This window comes from Microcoleus sp. N9_A2 (assembly GCF_036701775.1).
Lineage (GTDB): Bacteria > Cyanobacteriota > Cyanobacteriia > Cyanobacteriales > Microcoleaceae > Microcoleus.
Map to the genome: position 1 here is coordinate 35,922 of NZ_JAUBRH010000030.1, position 15,818 is coordinate 51,739.

The following is a 15,818-nucleotide window of genomic DNA, read 5'->3' on the forward strand; positions in this document are numbered from 1 at the left end:
ATATGATTTTACAAAAATCCACTCAACTGATTGAGTTATCTCAAAAGAGAATTAATCTTCAGAAATATGCAGAAAATTTGCAAGGTTTTCAATCTAGACAACAACAGATTGAGCAAGCTGTCGCTGAAACTCTACCTCTTGTTCAATCTTTGAGAGCTTTTCGCCAAAAAGGAATTACCAATTTTGATTTAACTCAAAAAGCTGAGATTCTGCTGACATTTATTGCTAATGTTGAGGCAGAATTTAAAAAAGATCCTGAATGGATTATACCACCCAATGAAAATTTCAACAAAAAGAATTTCACTTCTAGGATAGAGCAATTACAAAATTCTCTGAGATGGCAATTGGATCAATCTTGGCAGCTCTACCGAAGTCAAAAAATGCCCAGCACTAATAATGAAATCCTGAATTTATTGGATAAAGTTTCGGCATTTAAGCCAACTGTCCAACGGATTAGAAGTTTATATTTGCAAATTCAGGAATCAAACTCAATTCCCGAAAGCAGTGATGATTTTGAAAGAGTCGATCGGCTAATTGAGCAATTAAAGCAGTGCTGGGATGGCTTAAATGCTGATGAGGTTCCTGAAGCAGTGCTCTGTTTTCTGAGAGTGGCTGCTAATGAGGGTGCTACCCTGGGACTTTTAACGCCAGAGGTAAAAGATTGGTTGGCTAAACATGGTCTTATTGATTCTTTACGAATTCGCTTGACCTAATAAATGGTTTGCGATTGTTTAAGAAATCACTGACGCACCCTCCTGCATTTTATAGCGTACAGACAAAGTGCGATCGTCTTTACTCTGGTAAAATGCCTCAGCAGCAAATTGTTTTAGTTTAGTCAAATCTCTTGACTGACGCCCCCTACTACATTCTCTAATGTACAAACAAAATAAAACTTAAAAAGATTAGATTCGAGGGAACGGCGAGGGCGATATTGTGCGTGCAAATCAGCCGTTGAGAAGTTCTCAATAAGTTTGAGATTGAGTTCGTCAGCCAAAGTGGCAATTTGGTCAAACCCAGTAATCCACGGTGCATACATACTTTCGTATTTATCTATGTAATCATTGATATCTTGGTAGCCCGTCGTCCTCAAAATCACTTTTTCTGACATATAATCAAAGGACAATCGAAAACTATTCACATTGTCACGAATTTGTTTCAACGCAAATATTACATCTTTTTTGGCAAGCAAGGTAGTGTTGCCTTCCCACAAAAAATATGTCGGTATATCGAAGTCAAATTCACTCTGTTTCAACAATGAGATTAAACCGTCTTTTACGTAATCGCCGCCAAGGTAGCGGACATTGGCACTAACTTTGTTGGCGGTGAGAGTTTCTTCTTTTAATTGCAGTGTAGCGCGGTCGTCTATTTCAAAATAAGTGACTCTTTCTCCATTGATTCTCGCAGCGCGAGTATCTAAGCCCGAACCTAAAATAACTACTTGCTTGCAACCTCCTAAAACTTGATTTGATAAAACATCATCAAAGTATTTCGTCCGCAGTTTAACCATTTCTTTGGCAGCGGGAGAGTTTTGAGCTATTTCGGCAGCTATTTCTTTTGTTTCCTCATTCAGCCAGATTTTGACTACATTATCAGTGTAAAGCGGTGCACTTTCTTCATTTTCTTCTGCTCTAAATTCCGCAACGATAAAAGCAGTACCAGTTACATTGTTCATGGCTAATCTTTCACCCTTACTATTGACTTCTGGCATCTGCTAAAGATTCATTGCTCGCTTCATCATCAGAATGCAATTCAGCTTGGTGAATTTTATCGGGAATCAACCCTTCTGGCCGCACAATCATCATGACAACTAGAGTTAAACCGAATAGAAATAAGCGCATTTGAATCGGGTCTAAACTGGTGGCGAGAAAGTCGGCTAACTGGGGAATTGCTATTCTGGGAAGTACAAAAGTATTCAGGAAACCTTTGAGGACTTGGGCGAGTTGGGGAAGATAAAGCCGATCGGCAGACATGATAATGATAGCGCCTAAAATCACCCCGGTCATGTTGCCCAAACCGCCTAAAATCACCATGCACAGGATAATCACCGAGACTGAAAAATCGAAGACGCTGGGAAAAACCGCGCTGATATAGGCAGCGTAAAATGCACCTGCAAACCCCGAAAAGGTCGCTCCCATCGCAAAAGCCGAAAGTTTTGTTTTGACCAGGTTAATGCCCATTGCGCTTGCCGCTAATTCATCTTCGCGCATGGCATTCCAAGCCCGTCCCAAGCGGGAATCTCGGAGCCGCGAAATCATGAAGTAAGCGAAGACGACTAGCAGTAAAATTAGGTAGTACCAGGGAAAGTAGTTGCCGGTGCTGAATGTGCCGATGATGGGGAGAGATGGACGCGCGATCGGGTTGATGCCCGCTTCGCCGCCGGTGAGGTTAAAAGGTCGATCGCACCCAACCAGACACAGCACCAATTCCGGCTTGCCAAAAATTAAAGCGACAATCTTCGAGATTGGTTCCTCGATCCGAATGTCGGTTAAATTCCGAAATACCACCGGGATAATTTCGCCAAAACCGAGGGTAACAATTGCCAAATAATCGCCCTTGAGTCGCAGTGTGGGAATACCCAAGATAACGCCCGCAATGCCAGCTACACCGGCGGCGATCGGCAAAACGATCCAAAAATTCCAAGCAATATTTACTTGCCCGGAAGATAGCAAAGCTGTCGTGTAAGCGCCGATCGCAAAAAATGCAGCATATCCCAAATCCAACAAACCCGCAAAACCGACAGTAATATTCAAACCCAGCGCCAGCATAATAAAGATTTGAATCTGTACTACAGTAGCAATCCAGCCAGTTTGAGCTTCGAGGTCGATAAACGGAAACAAAATTAAGATAAAAGCTAATGTCACCAGAGTAGCCTGTCGCTGGCGTTCTCCTTGCAAACCCTGCAAAGCACCCATTAGTGTAGCTGTCAAAAGTGCGATCGCCAAACTGCAAATCCCGTACAGCAAAGTAGTCGGCAAAGCCACAGCAGATTGACCCGAAAAAGGTCTAACTAAAACCCCTTCTAGTACGCTAGCAACCAACAGCCAAACGCCCAAACCCAAACCTGCGAAACTACCGACGGTTGCACCCATTTTCGGGCTGTGAACCTTTTGCTCTTGACAGCTAATGAAGCCCGCAGCCGTACCCATCAGCCACCCGATGACGGTGCCGCTCCAACCGCCGAATAACACAACAGTCAAAAAGGCGATCGCGCCTAATATACCGATCGATTTAATTGCTTGGATTATCTTGTTTGACATAATTATTCAGTTGACAGTTGACAGTTGACAGCTTGCCCGAAAAGCCGATCGTTTAATTGCTAATTCCCAAAATTACACCTTCTCCTGAACATTTTCGCCCAACAAACCTCCAGGCCGAAAAGCCAAAATCACCACCAAAACCCCAAATACCCAAGCATTAGTCCAGCGACTCGACAAATACTGATCGCTCAAAGACGAAAGCACCCCAATCAAAACCCCTCCCAACATCGCCCCGACAATATTACCAATTCCACCCAAAACCGCCGCCGTAAAGGCTCTCAAGCCCGCCGTAAAACCCATCGTAAAAACAATAGTATTGTTGTACAAACCAACCAGAATCCCAGCCGAACCAGCCAAAGCTCCCCCGATCAAAAAAGTCAGAGCAATAATCTGATCGACATTAATCCCCATAATCTTAGCAGCATCGCGGCTTTGAGCAGTTGCCCGCATCGCCTTTCCCAGACGAGTGTACTGCACGAACACATGAAGCAAAACCATCAATACAACCGCCACCACCAACACAATTAAATCCTTAGTGGTAAATACAATACTGGTTTCAATTCCCAAAAATTTGAGAATATCAACTCTGGGCAACAAATCGGGAAAACTTTTCGGAGCAGCCGAATTAGAACCCATCACCGGAATAAAAGCTTTTAAACCTCCCCAAAACAGCCCCATATTTTGGAAAATGAAAGAAACCCCGATCGCCGAAATTAAAGGAGCCAAACGCGGAGCATTCCTCAAAGGCCGATAAGCGTACTTTTCCACAACAATATTCAGCCCCGCACAAAACGCCGAACATACAATTAAAGCAACTAACATCACCGGTATAGCAACAGCTAAAGGTGCGCCGTCTTGAATACCAAAAGCCCCGAACACAGTTAGGGAAGCAAAAGCTCCCAACATATACAAATCGCCGTGAGCAAAATTGATTAATTCAATAATGCCGTAAACCATCGTATAACCTAAAGCAATAATCGCAATCAGCGCGCCGTTGACAAGCCCAACTAATAATTGTTGAATCAAAACTTCAGGGTTGCTGGCTATTTCCCCAATAATTTTGGGCAAGTCAAATCCGGCGATCGGCCCTAACAACAAAACTATATAAGCTACACCTAGATATAGAAGAATACTCTGCCATTTTTTCATAATTTTGGGAAATTGAGAATTGGGGATTAGGGATTGGAAATTAGGGATTGGGGATTGGGAATTGGGAATTGGGAGTTGGGAATTGGGAATTGGGCATTTTTCGTGTTCCGACAGCTATTATTTTTTAGCGATGATTTCTCAGTTATTACCAATCACCGATGACTAATGACCGATGACTAATGACCGATGACTAATGACCAATTCCCAATTATCCATTATTCCGCCTTCAGCGCGCTGACAAAATCCCACTTGCCGCCTTTAACAACATTTCCTGACATTACAGTCAAGCTCGTGTCGCCGTTAGCGTCAAAACTCCAATTGCCGAGTACCCCATTAAAATCCTTAGTTGCCAAGACAGCATCGCGGATCGCAGCGCGGTCATTTTTGCAGACTTTATTGATTGCGGCGATCGCCACTTTAGCAGATTCATAAGCGTAAGCTGTATAAGCTTCCGGTTCAGCATTAAATTTTGCCTTGTAACTTGCGTACCACTTGGCCCCCTCACCAGTCAATTCTTTAGCAGGCAAGCCGCCAAAAGTAGCGTAAACACCTTCGCCATCTTTGCCTGCTGCGTCAATTAAAGCTTGATCTTTGATACCGTCGGGCCCCATGAACTTAACTGCATCAGCCGCCATCCCGACATTTCTCATGTCTTTAATTATTTGTCCCGTGTTGCTCTGAGTAGTGCCACCGAAGTAAATCATGTCTGGATTTAAAGCTTTGATCTTATTCATTAACGCCTTGTAGTCGCTAGCTTTAATATCAATTCCCTCCCGACCCAAGACTTGAATTCCCAACTTTTTAGCCGTTGCTTCAAAAACGTCAGCGATACCTTTCCCGTAGAGTTCTTGGTCGTCGAGAATGAAGACTTTTTGTACGCCTAAAGATTTCGCCCAATTTCCAGCAACAGAGCCTTGAAGGTCATCAGCAGGGACAACGCGGGTGAAATTGCGAGTGCCTGCAGGATAATAAACGTTGGGTTCTTTGGGTTCGCCTTTTCCTGGTTTAGTCAGTCCCGGATAGGTGTTTGCCGGACTGATCATCACGACGTTAGCTTGGTTGAGCACGGGAATGGAAAGTTTGGCTGCACCGGAGTTGTAGTGACCGATAGCGGCAACTACCGAACCGTCAGCGACTATTTTATTAGAGTTGGACGTTACCTGTGCGGGGTCCCATTTGCCGGCGGCGGCGGTGGCATCATCGAGCACTTCGTATTCGATTTTGATTTTGCCGTCGCAAGCTTTGGAGTCGGTTTCGGCGAGTGCTTGTTTGATGCCGTTGACCATTGTTTGAGATTGACCCAAGGCGCTGCCTGTCATGGGGAGCATGGAGACAATTTTGACAGTATTTGCGTCTCCGGGGGCGCTGACTGCGACGGGAGAGGCTGCTGGAGTGGCTCCGGGAGTTGTGGCGTTTGGTGCTTGAGGATTTTGACAGCTAGCGCACAGAGAGGCTATGCCAGCGGCGAGGAGTATTGTCCGCAATCGGGCCGCGCCCGGATTCTGGGTTGTGTGGGTTGTTGAGTGTGTGGCACTGTTGCCCCCTGATTTCTGGGAAAAGTTCATAGGTTGGTTTGTTTGTTGCTTGCGTCTTAGCATATTTTCACTCTGTAAGTCTGTAAGTCAAGAGTTAGCACAAGTTTAAAAAATTTGTGTCAACTCTCAAAGATACACTGCTGCCACAAGAAGGTCGGGAATTGGGTCATATCTGATTCAATTACGTGCTAAGATTTTTGAGTATTTATTGACAATGCTTGAACTGCAACGATAGAAATAGCATCATCACTAAATACTTGACATAATATTACTTGCGCCATCTGCATTTTGTCACTACGTCAATGTCGGCGATTGCCAAAATTTAGATTTGAAAAATGGCTTATTCGCCTGGGTATGCTTGGCCCAGCAGGGGGAGCGCATCTTATTGAACACTGTTCATCAGCGGTGAGTATATTTAGATGCGTTCGCTCTGACTATCTCCACAGTGAATCCGATTTGCAAAAGTTGGTTGCAGGAATTAAATTACTCCGCACATTGTTTCAGACAAGTGCCTTTGATGAGTTTCGGGGTGAGGAAGTCGCTCCCGGTGCGGATGTTAACAGCGATGAAGCCCTCGAAGCCTACATCCGGGAAACGTGCAGTACGGTGTTTCATCCTGTCGGCACCTGCAAAATGGGAACCGACTCAATGGCGGTTGTAGACCCCGAATTACGGGTACATGGAGTTGAGGGATTGCGTGTGGTAGATGCGTCAATCATGCCAACAATCACCACAGGAAATACGAATGGGCCGATAATTGCGATCGGCGAAAAAGCAGCCGATTTAATTAAAGCCACAGCTTGCGTTTCACAGCAAGTACGTTTGGCAATGGAAAATTAACAGGGAGTGCGATCGATTAAATAGCCTTGACTATTTTTTTTCAACTATGAGCTAGCTCATAGCAGTTGTTGATAAAAACTGTCAGAATAAAGGTAGTTCAAGGTTAGGAGGGGAGCGATATGACTCTCACAAAAGCAAACTTAACGGCATTAAAAGTAGAAACTCTCGCCAAACTCTATCTGGAAAGTAAGCCAGCCGAAATTTCAGATCAAACCATCGCCCAACTCTGTGATTGGCTAATGGGTGAGTTCCAGCAATTGCCTTTAAATCTACAATTTTCAGATTATATGCGTTACGAAAACGCAGAAGAAATGTTTGCAGATATCAAACAAGGGCAACTTTGGGTATCTGCTGAAAGTTACGATTCTTCGGTTTATCCCAATCCCATTTACGGGTTTATTTTTCAGGGAATGCACGATTACGACCATTACTTGACGGATAGTGAATTCAGTTTGGAAGGGGAAATCGTGGCTTACAAATTCACTGCAAAACGTGCGCCAAGTTTAGACATCCAAAAGATTCTCTATTCCGAAATTGTGCTGCGATCGGCTGCCTATCTTTATTTAGGACATATGGCTGCTCCTAAAATAGTTTTTCCCTAATTAATTATATAGGTAAAAGAGAATGCAGGAATGTCCTTGTTGTTCTGAGCCATTGTTGCGGCACATTCACAAACAAAAAATTTGCTGGTTTTGTCCCAAATGTCGGGTAATGATGCCAGCTATTTCCGAAGTAAAAGTTACTTCAAATATTAGCATCAGAATGTCAATCAGACCTGGGATGTTAAAATTAAAAGACGTTGGCTACAAGATTGGAGGTTAGCTCGCGGATGGTTGAGTTGCAATCAGATTTAGAATATGTTGTTACCGATCGCCTAAAAGTCTCTCTAGATGCGATCGCACGATTTTGCCAGCGCTGGAACATTGTCGAATTTGCCCTGTTTGGCTCGGTACTGCGGGATGATTTTCGCCCTGATAGTAATGTGGATGTATTGGTTGCTTTTGAAAACCTATCGAGTGATTTATCCAAGCGGGCGATCGGGATAGCACTTCACTTTGGGATATGGCGCAAGCAATTGGTCGGATTCAGGAGTTTAAGGCTGATATCGTTTACAGTTTCATAGGAATGATTTAACCACAGAGAGCGCAGAGGGCACAGAGGAAGAGAAGAGAGAGGAAATTCCTTATGGACAAATTTGAAGAACACGATCCTCGCTGTGGCCGCGAGACAAAGGGCCCGTGGTGGACTGAGCCACAAGACATCGCTTTAGCCCGCGCCCCTGCGTTCGCTCAACGCTTCTTCGGTGAAGTGTTCAACGAATTCCCAGCATTGGCTACGGGCGTCGTTTTTTTGCGATGGTCTGTTCAGCCAGAGGATGTCTACGCGGTGTTTAACGTGTCTAGTGGTGGGTTTCTCGTGCAGATCGATCCGTTCCTGGAGTACATCATAGTGTCGGGGGCGGGCGAGCACGGGGAGTATGGCGATTGGACGGGCGATCGCGATCGGTTAACGCAGGCGCTCGATGATGTCCGTACCTTAGTCTGGTGGTTTGAGAGTTTATCTAATGAGGTTGAGTGATGCTGTCGATTACGAACTGTTCCCCAAATATCAACTAGACTGCGCCATCAAATCGGAATCCTTTTTTTCCTTTGACCGATCGACACTAAAATCTTCATAGTACGATCGCTCGGTGTTGACATTCCACCAGTCGTTGGGAATATTGTTACAAATGTTTTCCCTAGTTTACTGGTTCGCAAAAATTTGGGTAAACTTCCTTTAACGCTTCAAACACCAACAGCGAATCGATCGCCCCAATTGCCTCCGACATTCGCAACTCGTGCCTTCCTCCGACATTAATATACCGCTTTCCTTTCTTCTGAAGAACCTCAACAAACCACTCGTGCATAGTCATCCGTAAATGTTCGCTTTCTCGCGTTCCATCCTGAACAAACCCGAAATCCGGCTGAGTCAAAATATACAAATCATAGCGGCGGCTGTCTGCAATTTGCTCGATCGTCGGATGTTCTGAACCAACGTAACGTTTGTGCCAAATAAAAGTAGCTAAAGAATCTGTATCGCAAATAACGACTTTGTGAGCGCGAGTAGCCATATGGTCTTCTATAACAGCTTGTTTCTTGGCAATTTCTACAAATTCATAGCTGTCCCAAATTTCAGGATCGGGCGAATATTGCCGGCCTTCCCAGTAACACCTGCCGTATTCGGGCACCCAAACAGTTTGGTAGTGCTGTGCGAGCGATCGTGCTAGGGTAGTCGTGCCGCTCGATTCTACACCCAGCACGCAGACTCGTTTGGCAAAATAAGCTTTGGCTGGGGGAGTCAGCATTTGCCAGTGTTCGGCTAGGTTCGATCGCAATTGCGTTCCAGAAATCGGGAATCTGAGCCGTTCGCGATCGACTGCACAGTGTTGAGCTCCCATCAGTTTTGCCCAAGCTTCACCGTAATTTTCCGAAGTAAAAGCGATGTCAGGTTTTCGCCCGGAAAGCACCTCAAGAGTTCTCTGAGCCCAAGGTTCGGGGGCTTCCGGCAAATCGTCAAGAACTTCGATAACTTCTGCGTCGGGATGCAAAAACCGAATCCAGTCGGCTCTAACGCTTCCTGCAACTGCTTGATTTGTTTTGTAACAGGCGAGAACGATTAAACGGTCAACCTTCTTTTTAGCTTCTCGAATTAAGTAGTCGTGTCCTTTGTGGAAAGGGTAAAATTTGCCGACAGTAACACCGAGTCTCATAAAGATTGCTGCTGTTTTAACTTTTCTTCCGAGTAAATTCGCTGGAAATTTTGCAGTCCGTAAATTGCCATCAACCAAAAAATCGCGTACAAAATACTCGTCAGATATAGCCCGCGCGAGGCATACAATGGAACGTAAATCGTGTCTGCAACAATCCACAAATACCAGCTTTCGAGATAGCGTTCCATCAGGTACAACTGGGCGATCGCACTTAATATGGTGGTCATGGCATCCCAAAAAGGTGCTGCGCCGCCCAAAGATATTAATACTGTTCGCAAGCCAAATACGCCAACTGTAACTAAGACGCCTGTGAAGATAAGCCAGCGTTGGGAAATTCGGCATACAGGTTTTTCTGTGCTGTTTTCGCCGCCCCGCAGCCAAATATAAATTGCTTGCAAGCTCGTGATTAAATAGAAGAATTGAATCGCAACTTCGCCGTAAAGTTTAACTTGATAAAACACTGCAGCGTAGGCGATAACTCCGATTAAGCCGACCCACCAGCCGAGGGGATTGTTTTTAGCCAGCAGCCAAACGCTCCAACCAGAAGCGATCGCGGCGATCGCTTCGATTAAGTTGAGTTGGATAGGGACAAACCGCTGCACTGAAAGCAGGAGCAAGAAGATGCTTGCTGCGAAGCCGATTAAGTTTTGCAGGTTGGCTTTTTTCATGGCAATCCCGATTTCGGCTGGCTATATGGACTGCGAAATTAAATCCGAATCCTTTTTGTCCTTGGAGCGATCGACTGAAAAATCTTCATAGTACGATCGCTCAGTATTCACATCCCACAAATCGTGCTTTTCCCCCAGAATATTTCTCGCCGCCAGCAACCCCGTCAGCATAGAATGGTCTTGATTGTTGTATCGGTGCATACCGTTTCGCCCGATCGTCTGCAAATTCTCAATACCCTTCACAAAACCTTCAAGTACCTGCAAATGTCCGCGATATTCTCCATCATAAACTGGATAAGCTTTAAGTTGCCGTATGACAACTCCATCTTCAACCTCAGCAGTTGTTGCTAAACCCAAACCAACCAACTCGCGAGTTGCTAATTCCACAAGTTCAGCGTCCGACATTTCCCAAACTTCGTCGCCTACACTACAGAAATATTCCATTCCTAAACAAGTTTTGCTGACATCGGGAACTAAAGCGGCGCTCCAATTCTTAAAGTTTTGAATTCGTCCCACTTTAACTTCGGGAGAGTGAATGTAAATCCAGTTGTCAGGAAACAAATCCTTGCGATCGACAATCAGCGCTACAATCAAAAAATCTCGATATTTGAGCGATCGCGCCGCGTGCAACACCTCTTCTGGCGGCTGCGGTTTTAGCCTCGCTATCAGCGCCGATATCGGCATACTCGTAATAAAATTATCCGCCGAATATTGGACTAATTCTCCGTTTTGCTCCGCAGTAATACTTTTAATCTTATTACCTTCGCGCTCAAAGCTAATCGCCTTAGTATCGAGATAAACTTTGCCGTCTTTATTTTCCACAGCTTCCGCGAACTTTTCCCACATCATCCCCGGCCCCAAAGCCGGATAATCAAACTCTTTGATTAATGTTTTAGTATCGTTGCTGCCAAACAAAGCATTAATAATTGCAGTCGTCAGCGACAATCCTTTAATCCGCTGCGCCGCCCAATCTGCTTGAATTTCCGAACAAGGAATGCCCCAAACTTTTTCAGTATAAGTCTTAAAAAATGTTTTGTACAAACGTTCCCCAAAACGATTGATCACCCATTGTTCAAAAGTTGTTTCTTCCGGCAACGGCCAGATTCTCACTTTCACATAGCTCAAAATAATTAGCGTACTCTCAATTATGCCCAAATTAAACAGAGTATTGAAGGCACTGATCGGATAGTTAAAAAATTTACCTCGATAAAAAATTCGCGACAATCGTGGCACTTTAATAAACTCATTTCCCAGTACCTCTTGCCACAACTCCTGCACGGCTGCAACTTTAGTATAAAAGCGGTGGCCCCCAATGTCGAAACGATAGCCTTTGTAGGTTTCGGTGCGAGCTATTCCCCCAACTTTATCTCCTTTTTCGAGCACAACAGGGATAATGCCTTGCTTGACGAGCTCGTAAGCAGCAGTCAAACCCGCTGGCCCAGCACCGACGATCGCAACCGGATAATGTTTCACTCAGCCTACCTCCAGCTTTTTTATCGAACTATACTATTATTTATAACTTCTAAAATAGATAGATGCACCCGTACATACCCTGAGAAACTATCGATCGATCTGATGTTGAAGCGCAATTGGGATTGATTTATTCAGCGGTACCGGCAAGCTAACCTTGGCAGTCAAGGGCTTTTTTTGGGACAAATGGCGAGCCGTGCCGATCGCGAATGCCAGTCCGCTGTAAAAGTAGAAAAGCCAGTGCCACGGAATTGTTTTCAGGGCAAATAGGATACCGTGTTTACGGTAAAAAAATCGGTAAAGCGGTGCATTAATTGCTACCAGTGGTATCGCCAGCAAACCAGCCACTAGCAGAAAGCTCAGCGACCAGCACGTCCCCAGAATTGCCAGCAGGACTGCATAAGTTAAAATCACGCTGATGCGGTTTGAAACTTGCAAGTTGAGGTCGTTATTCAATTTGCGATCGCGCCAAATAAGTTCCGTCCAAGGCAGCGCTCGGTAAAAAAAGTCAGCTTTCACCATCCCCATCGCTTCCCAACGCTTTAAGTGCTTCACCTGCAATGTTTTACACAGCCGAATTTGATGACCGGCTTGTTTCAAACGGTAGCCGAATTCAATATCCTCGATCGAAGCTTGGCGGTAACTCTCATTAAAGCCACCCATTTGCAAAAAAATTTCCCGGCGAATCACTCCGCAAGCGCCCCAAAAAGTCGAAGCTTCTTCGTTACCTGTCTGGTGCACGTAGTGGTGCAGCAAGTTCCTGTACTGCGACAGAAAATCGGGATCTCCAGGAGCATCATCGTAGGAGCCGATAAAAGCAGCCAAGTAGGGATTATTTTTGAACACCGAGATGGCATAGCCCACAGCTTCTGGACAAACAGCCACATCAGCATCCACAAAAAACAGAATATCTCCCTTCGCAGCTTGCGCTCCCAAATTTCTCGCTCGGGCTGGGCCGCCGCATTCAGGAATTCTAATTAATTTTGCCCCGAATTCCTTTGCAAGTCGCCAAGAACCGTCGCTTTCGCCATCTGCTACTACAATAATCTCGATCGGTCTGGGCACAGCTTGAGCCAGTTTTGACAAACAGGTGCGGAAGTAAGCGCCCCCGTTGTGGACTGGGATAATCACGGATACAGTCGGGTCAGCGGTAGAAATCATCACCTAAATAACTTAAATTACACGGGCCAAAATTTGCTGGAATTTTATTGGTGCTACTTTACGAAGGGTAAAATCAGCTCTACTTTTTTATTTATAACTCGATTTTTGTTTGTCTTCAGCTAGATTTTTTGCTGGTATTATCGATTTGATTTTCCCCATTCTTACCTCTATTTTACGCCATATTTTGCTGAGACTGACCTGATGTAGACAACAGCTTTACAAAATCTTTAAATATGTCATTGTTTGTGTAAACTTGGGAAAAAGCCCCAGCAGCATTTTTGTGCGGCTGTGTTGCAACGCACAAGACTTTGATTTTATAAGTAGGCATACCGTATAAAATAAAACATCGTTTATACGGACACCAGGCAACTGTCAGGACTTGCGCGGTACAATTTCTTTTGCAGACCTCATCCGCGAGTGACTCCTGCACCAAGTCTCGATCGCGACTGCGGACTCAATGCACATTTTATGACTTTTGGCAATATATTTTAAATATACCTCTTAAAATTTCCGACGCTGTACGATCGGGCTTTCGTAATTTGCTAACATACCCTTAGCTAGCTCCCTTTGAACCAAAACTTTTATCTAAACCATTTTTTATATTACATGAACACCTCCCAAAACACTTTAAATCAGCCATTAGTTTCAGTCATCATACCAGCTTTCAACGCTGAAAATTTTATTGCTAAAACCTTAGAGTCTGTCTTATCTCAAACTTATCAAAACATAGAAGTTTTAGTAGTTGATGACGGCTCTACAGATACAACAGCCGAAATAGTCCAATCTTTTGCTCAAAAAGATAGCCGAGTGAGCTTATTCCACCAATCAAATGCCGGTGTCGCCGTCGCCCGCAACCTAGCAATTGAAAAATCAAAAGGCGAATATATTGCTCCCATCGATGCCGACGATATTTGGTATCCCCAAAACCTAGAAAAACAAGTCGAATGCTTAATTACATCAGAACAATCTGTAGGAGTTGTCTATTCATGGTCACTTGATATCAACGAAAAAGACTTATTCACAGGTGGATTTTACAACTCCACCATCGAAGGAGAAGTATACAAAGCTTTAGTTTATAAATATTTTATGGGTAATGCGAGTTCATCTCTGATCCGCCGCATTTGTTTCGAGAGAGTCGGCGGTTACAATTGCCAATTAAAAGCAGAAAACGCCCAAGGCTGCGAAGACTTGGAACTTTTTCTCCGCATCGCTGAGCATTATCAATTTAAAGTAGTGCCAGAATTTTTAGTGGGCTACCGACAGATTTCCAGCAGTATGTCTTGCAACTATGAAGCAATGGCAAAATCTCACTCTCTAATTATGGCAGATGTCCGGGAGCGGCATCCTGAAATTCCTGCCAATATTTATCGCTGGTCTAACAGCAGTTTTTATATATACAATTTAGCCGTTAAAAGCAACCGTAACGGCAACCATCGCAGTACATTATTTTGGCTATATCGAGCTTTTCTAGAAGATTCATTGATGACTATTTTACGCCATAATTTGTACATTTTATCAATAGAAAGTATATTAAAAATTCTAGTTTCATCAGTTACTCTATCTGGGTCAGCCTTAAAATCAATATCAACATCAACATCAACAGAGACTGAAGGCACAACAATTTCCACCATCAAGAGGCGAACCATGATTCATAAAATGCTCCCATCCCAGGTTTATGAAAGAATGCGATTCAATAATTTTGCCAACCGATAACGCGAATAAACCCAAGCTCAAAAACCAGATTTCTTAAAGAAACCTGGTTTTTGAGGCAAGCTATGGAAGAGAGTTAAATCAACGGAAATAAATTTTTGCTTCTTCCTTCTACTTATATATCTCTAAGCGTGAGAAGCTGTAGCAGTTTGAGCTTTCGGCTGCTTACCGTCGGGCGCAAGGGATTCCCCTTCAATAAACGAGCGCAACATCCAAGCCATTTGTTCGTGCTGTTCCATCAAACCAGTCAAAAAGTCTGCGGTTCCATCATCCTTAAACTCTTCACCGCACTGTTCAACGTGTTTGCGGAGATTGCGAATAATCAGTTCGTGGTCGTCAACTAAACGCGATACCATTTCGGTAGCCAAAGGCAAATCGCCGATATGTTCTTTAATCGAGCCATACTTCAGAAAACCCTCAGCAGTACCAATTGGATAGCCACCTAAAGTTCTCACCCGTTCGGCCATAGCATCGATATTTAGTGTTAACGCCTGATAGTGTTCTTCCCACAACTGGTGGAGCGATCTAAACTGTGGGCCCACTACATCCCAGTGATACTTTTTGGTTTTGATTAACAGCAGATAAGCATCTGCCAGGTCGTGATTCAATAGTTCGATAACGCCTGCACGCTGCTCGTCAGATAGACCTATGTTTAACTTACGCATTGAAATTGTTCCTTCAAATCTAACTTTACATTTATTAGAACAAATTTACCTAACCACTTACATCAACCCAGAGGACGATCGAAGACGATCGAACTTTCGTAAAATATCTGCTTTTCAGGTTAAAGTAATTGCAAGATTGATACCCTTAGATAGATGCAATGAAACTTATTGTTCCTGAGCGCCTTTGTTTGGCGAACACAGCGATTGGGCCGTTGGTGAGCCCCCGCTCAATCCCCCTAGAGAAGGGGGCGGCACTCTGATTGTTAGTAAAAATCAAGGAATTTATGCCGAAGTTAACGAACATCACACACACTTAATTGTGCGGGCTGCTTAAAATGACGGCATCAGGGGCTTACAATTAAATATAACCCCAGTTATCCTAAAAGGCTAGGAAACAGAGTTTCGGACATGAGCGGTGCTGACCTCTGTGATTGGGATGCTAGAAATGATATTGAGTGCAACCGCTCAATCGACGTTTAAGGATGCTGCCAAGAAACAGACGGGCGATCGCCATCAAAACTTTATGGCCAAAGTGGCTGATGATTACTTTAATGCTTAAGCCCCGAAAGTATAAATATTTCTAGGATGGAATCCTTGATAGTGTTCAAATTGGC

Annotated in this window: 15 protein-coding genes; 6 read left to right on the plus strand and 9 right to left on the minus strand. The window is 44.2% G+C overall.

Annotation, left to right across the window (positions count from 1 at the left end):
* The first annotated feature begins 2 nt into the window (after positions 1–2).
* Positions 3–713, plus strand: a complete 711-nt coding sequence (locus QUA44_RS17790; protein ID WP_333252816.1) for a hypothetical protein — start codon at positions 3–5, stop codon at positions 711–713.
* Between the two features lie 122 nt (positions 714–835).
* Here the strand turns inward: QUA44_RS17790 and QUA44_RS17795 are convergent, their stop codons facing one another.
* The 4 genes from QUA44_RS17795 to QUA44_RS17810 form a co-directional block, all read right to left on the minus strand.
* Entirely contained in the window at positions 836–1,672 is an 837-nt protein-coding gene (locus tag QUA44_RS17795; protein ID WP_333252814.1) for a class I SAM-dependent methyltransferase, read from the minus strand.
* A gap of 19 nt (positions 1,673–1,691) precedes the next feature.
* Positions 1,692–3,257, minus strand: a complete 1,566-nt coding sequence (locus tag QUA44_RS17800; protein WP_333252813.1) for an ABC transporter permease subunit — start codon at positions 3,255–3,257, stop codon at positions 1,692–1,694.
* Positions 3,258–3,329: 72 nt separating this feature from the next.
* A complete protein-coding gene (locus tag QUA44_RS17805; RefSeq protein ID WP_333252811.1) occupies positions 3,330–4,406 on the minus strand; it encodes a branched-chain amino acid ABC transporter permease in 1,077 nt (358 codons plus the stop codon).
* 215 nt (positions 4,407–4,621) lie between these two features.
* Complete coding sequence (locus QUA44_RS17810; protein WP_333252810.1) at positions 4,622–5,971, minus strand: branched-chain amino acid ABC transporter substrate-binding protein; 1,350 nt, start codon at positions 5,969–5,971, stop codon at positions 4,622–4,624.
* A gap of 375 nt (positions 5,972–6,346) precedes the next feature.
* Between QUA44_RS17810 and QUA44_RS17815 the strand changes: the two genes are divergently transcribed.
* From QUA44_RS17815 to QUA44_RS17830, 4 genes are all read left to right on the plus strand, one after another.
* On the plus strand, positions 6,347–6,781 hold the full coding sequence (locus QUA44_RS17815; protein WP_333252808.1) for a GMC oxidoreductase: 435 nt from the start codon (positions 6,347–6,349) through the stop codon (positions 6,779–6,781).
* Positions 6,782–6,900: 119 nt separating this feature from the next.
* Positions 6,901–7,383 (plus strand): transposase, encoded by a 483-nt coding sequence (locus QUA44_RS17820; protein ID WP_333252806.1) that lies wholly within the window; start codon positions 6,901–6,903, stop codon positions 7,381–7,383.
* Between the two features lie 227 nt (positions 7,384–7,610).
* Complete coding sequence (locus tag QUA44_RS17825) at positions 7,611–7,904, plus strand: nucleotidyltransferase domain-containing protein (protein ID WP_333252804.1); 294 nt, start codon at positions 7,611–7,613, stop codon at positions 7,902–7,904.
* A gap of 62 nt (positions 7,905–7,966) precedes the next feature.
* Positions 7,967–8,359, plus strand: coding sequence for a hypothetical protein (locus QUA44_RS17830; protein WP_333252802.1), 393 nt, complete (start codon positions 7,967–7,969; stop codon positions 8,357–8,359).
* A gap of 160 nt (positions 8,360–8,519) precedes the next feature.
* Here the strand turns inward: QUA44_RS17830 and QUA44_RS17835 are convergent, their stop codons facing one another.
* The 4 genes from QUA44_RS17835 to QUA44_RS17850 form a co-directional block, all read right to left on the minus strand.
* A complete protein-coding gene (locus tag QUA44_RS17835) occupies positions 8,520–9,530 on the minus strand; it encodes an AAA family ATPase (protein WP_333252800.1) in 1,011 nt (336 codons plus the stop codon).
* Positions 9,527–10,198 (minus strand): nicotinamide riboside transporter PnuC, encoded by a 672-nt coding sequence (gene pnuC, locus QUA44_RS17840; RefSeq protein WP_333252798.1) that lies wholly within the window; start codon positions 10,196–10,198, stop codon positions 9,527–9,529. Before pnuC ends, QUA44_RS17835 begins: the two co-directional genes overlap by 4 nt.
* 21 nt (positions 10,199–10,219) lie before the next feature.
* The gene (locus QUA44_RS17845; RefSeq protein WP_333252795.1) at positions 10,220–11,671 is read right to left on the minus strand and encodes an NAD(P)/FAD-dependent oxidoreductase; all 1,452 of its coding nucleotides are present in this window, start codon (positions 11,669–11,671) and stop codon (positions 10,220–10,222) included.
* 87 nt (positions 11,672–11,758) lie between these two features.
* On the minus strand, positions 11,759–12,829 hold the full coding sequence (locus QUA44_RS17850; protein WP_333252869.1) for a glycosyltransferase family A protein: 1,071 nt from the start codon (positions 12,827–12,829) through the stop codon (positions 11,759–11,761).
* Between the two features lie 606 nt (positions 12,830–13,435).
* Between QUA44_RS17850 and QUA44_RS17855 the strand changes: the two genes are divergently transcribed.
* Positions 13,436–14,542, plus strand: a complete 1,107-nt coding sequence (locus QUA44_RS17855) for a glycosyltransferase family 2 protein (protein ID WP_333252793.1) — start codon at positions 13,436–13,438, stop codon at positions 14,540–14,542.
* A gap of 122 nt (positions 14,543–14,664) precedes the next feature.
* Here the strand turns inward: QUA44_RS17855 and QUA44_RS17860 are convergent, their stop codons facing one another.
* Entirely contained in the window at positions 14,665–15,204 is a 540-nt protein-coding gene (locus tag QUA44_RS17860) for a Dps family protein (protein ID WP_333252791.1), read from the minus strand.
* Positions 15,205–15,818 lie beyond the last annotated feature (614 nt).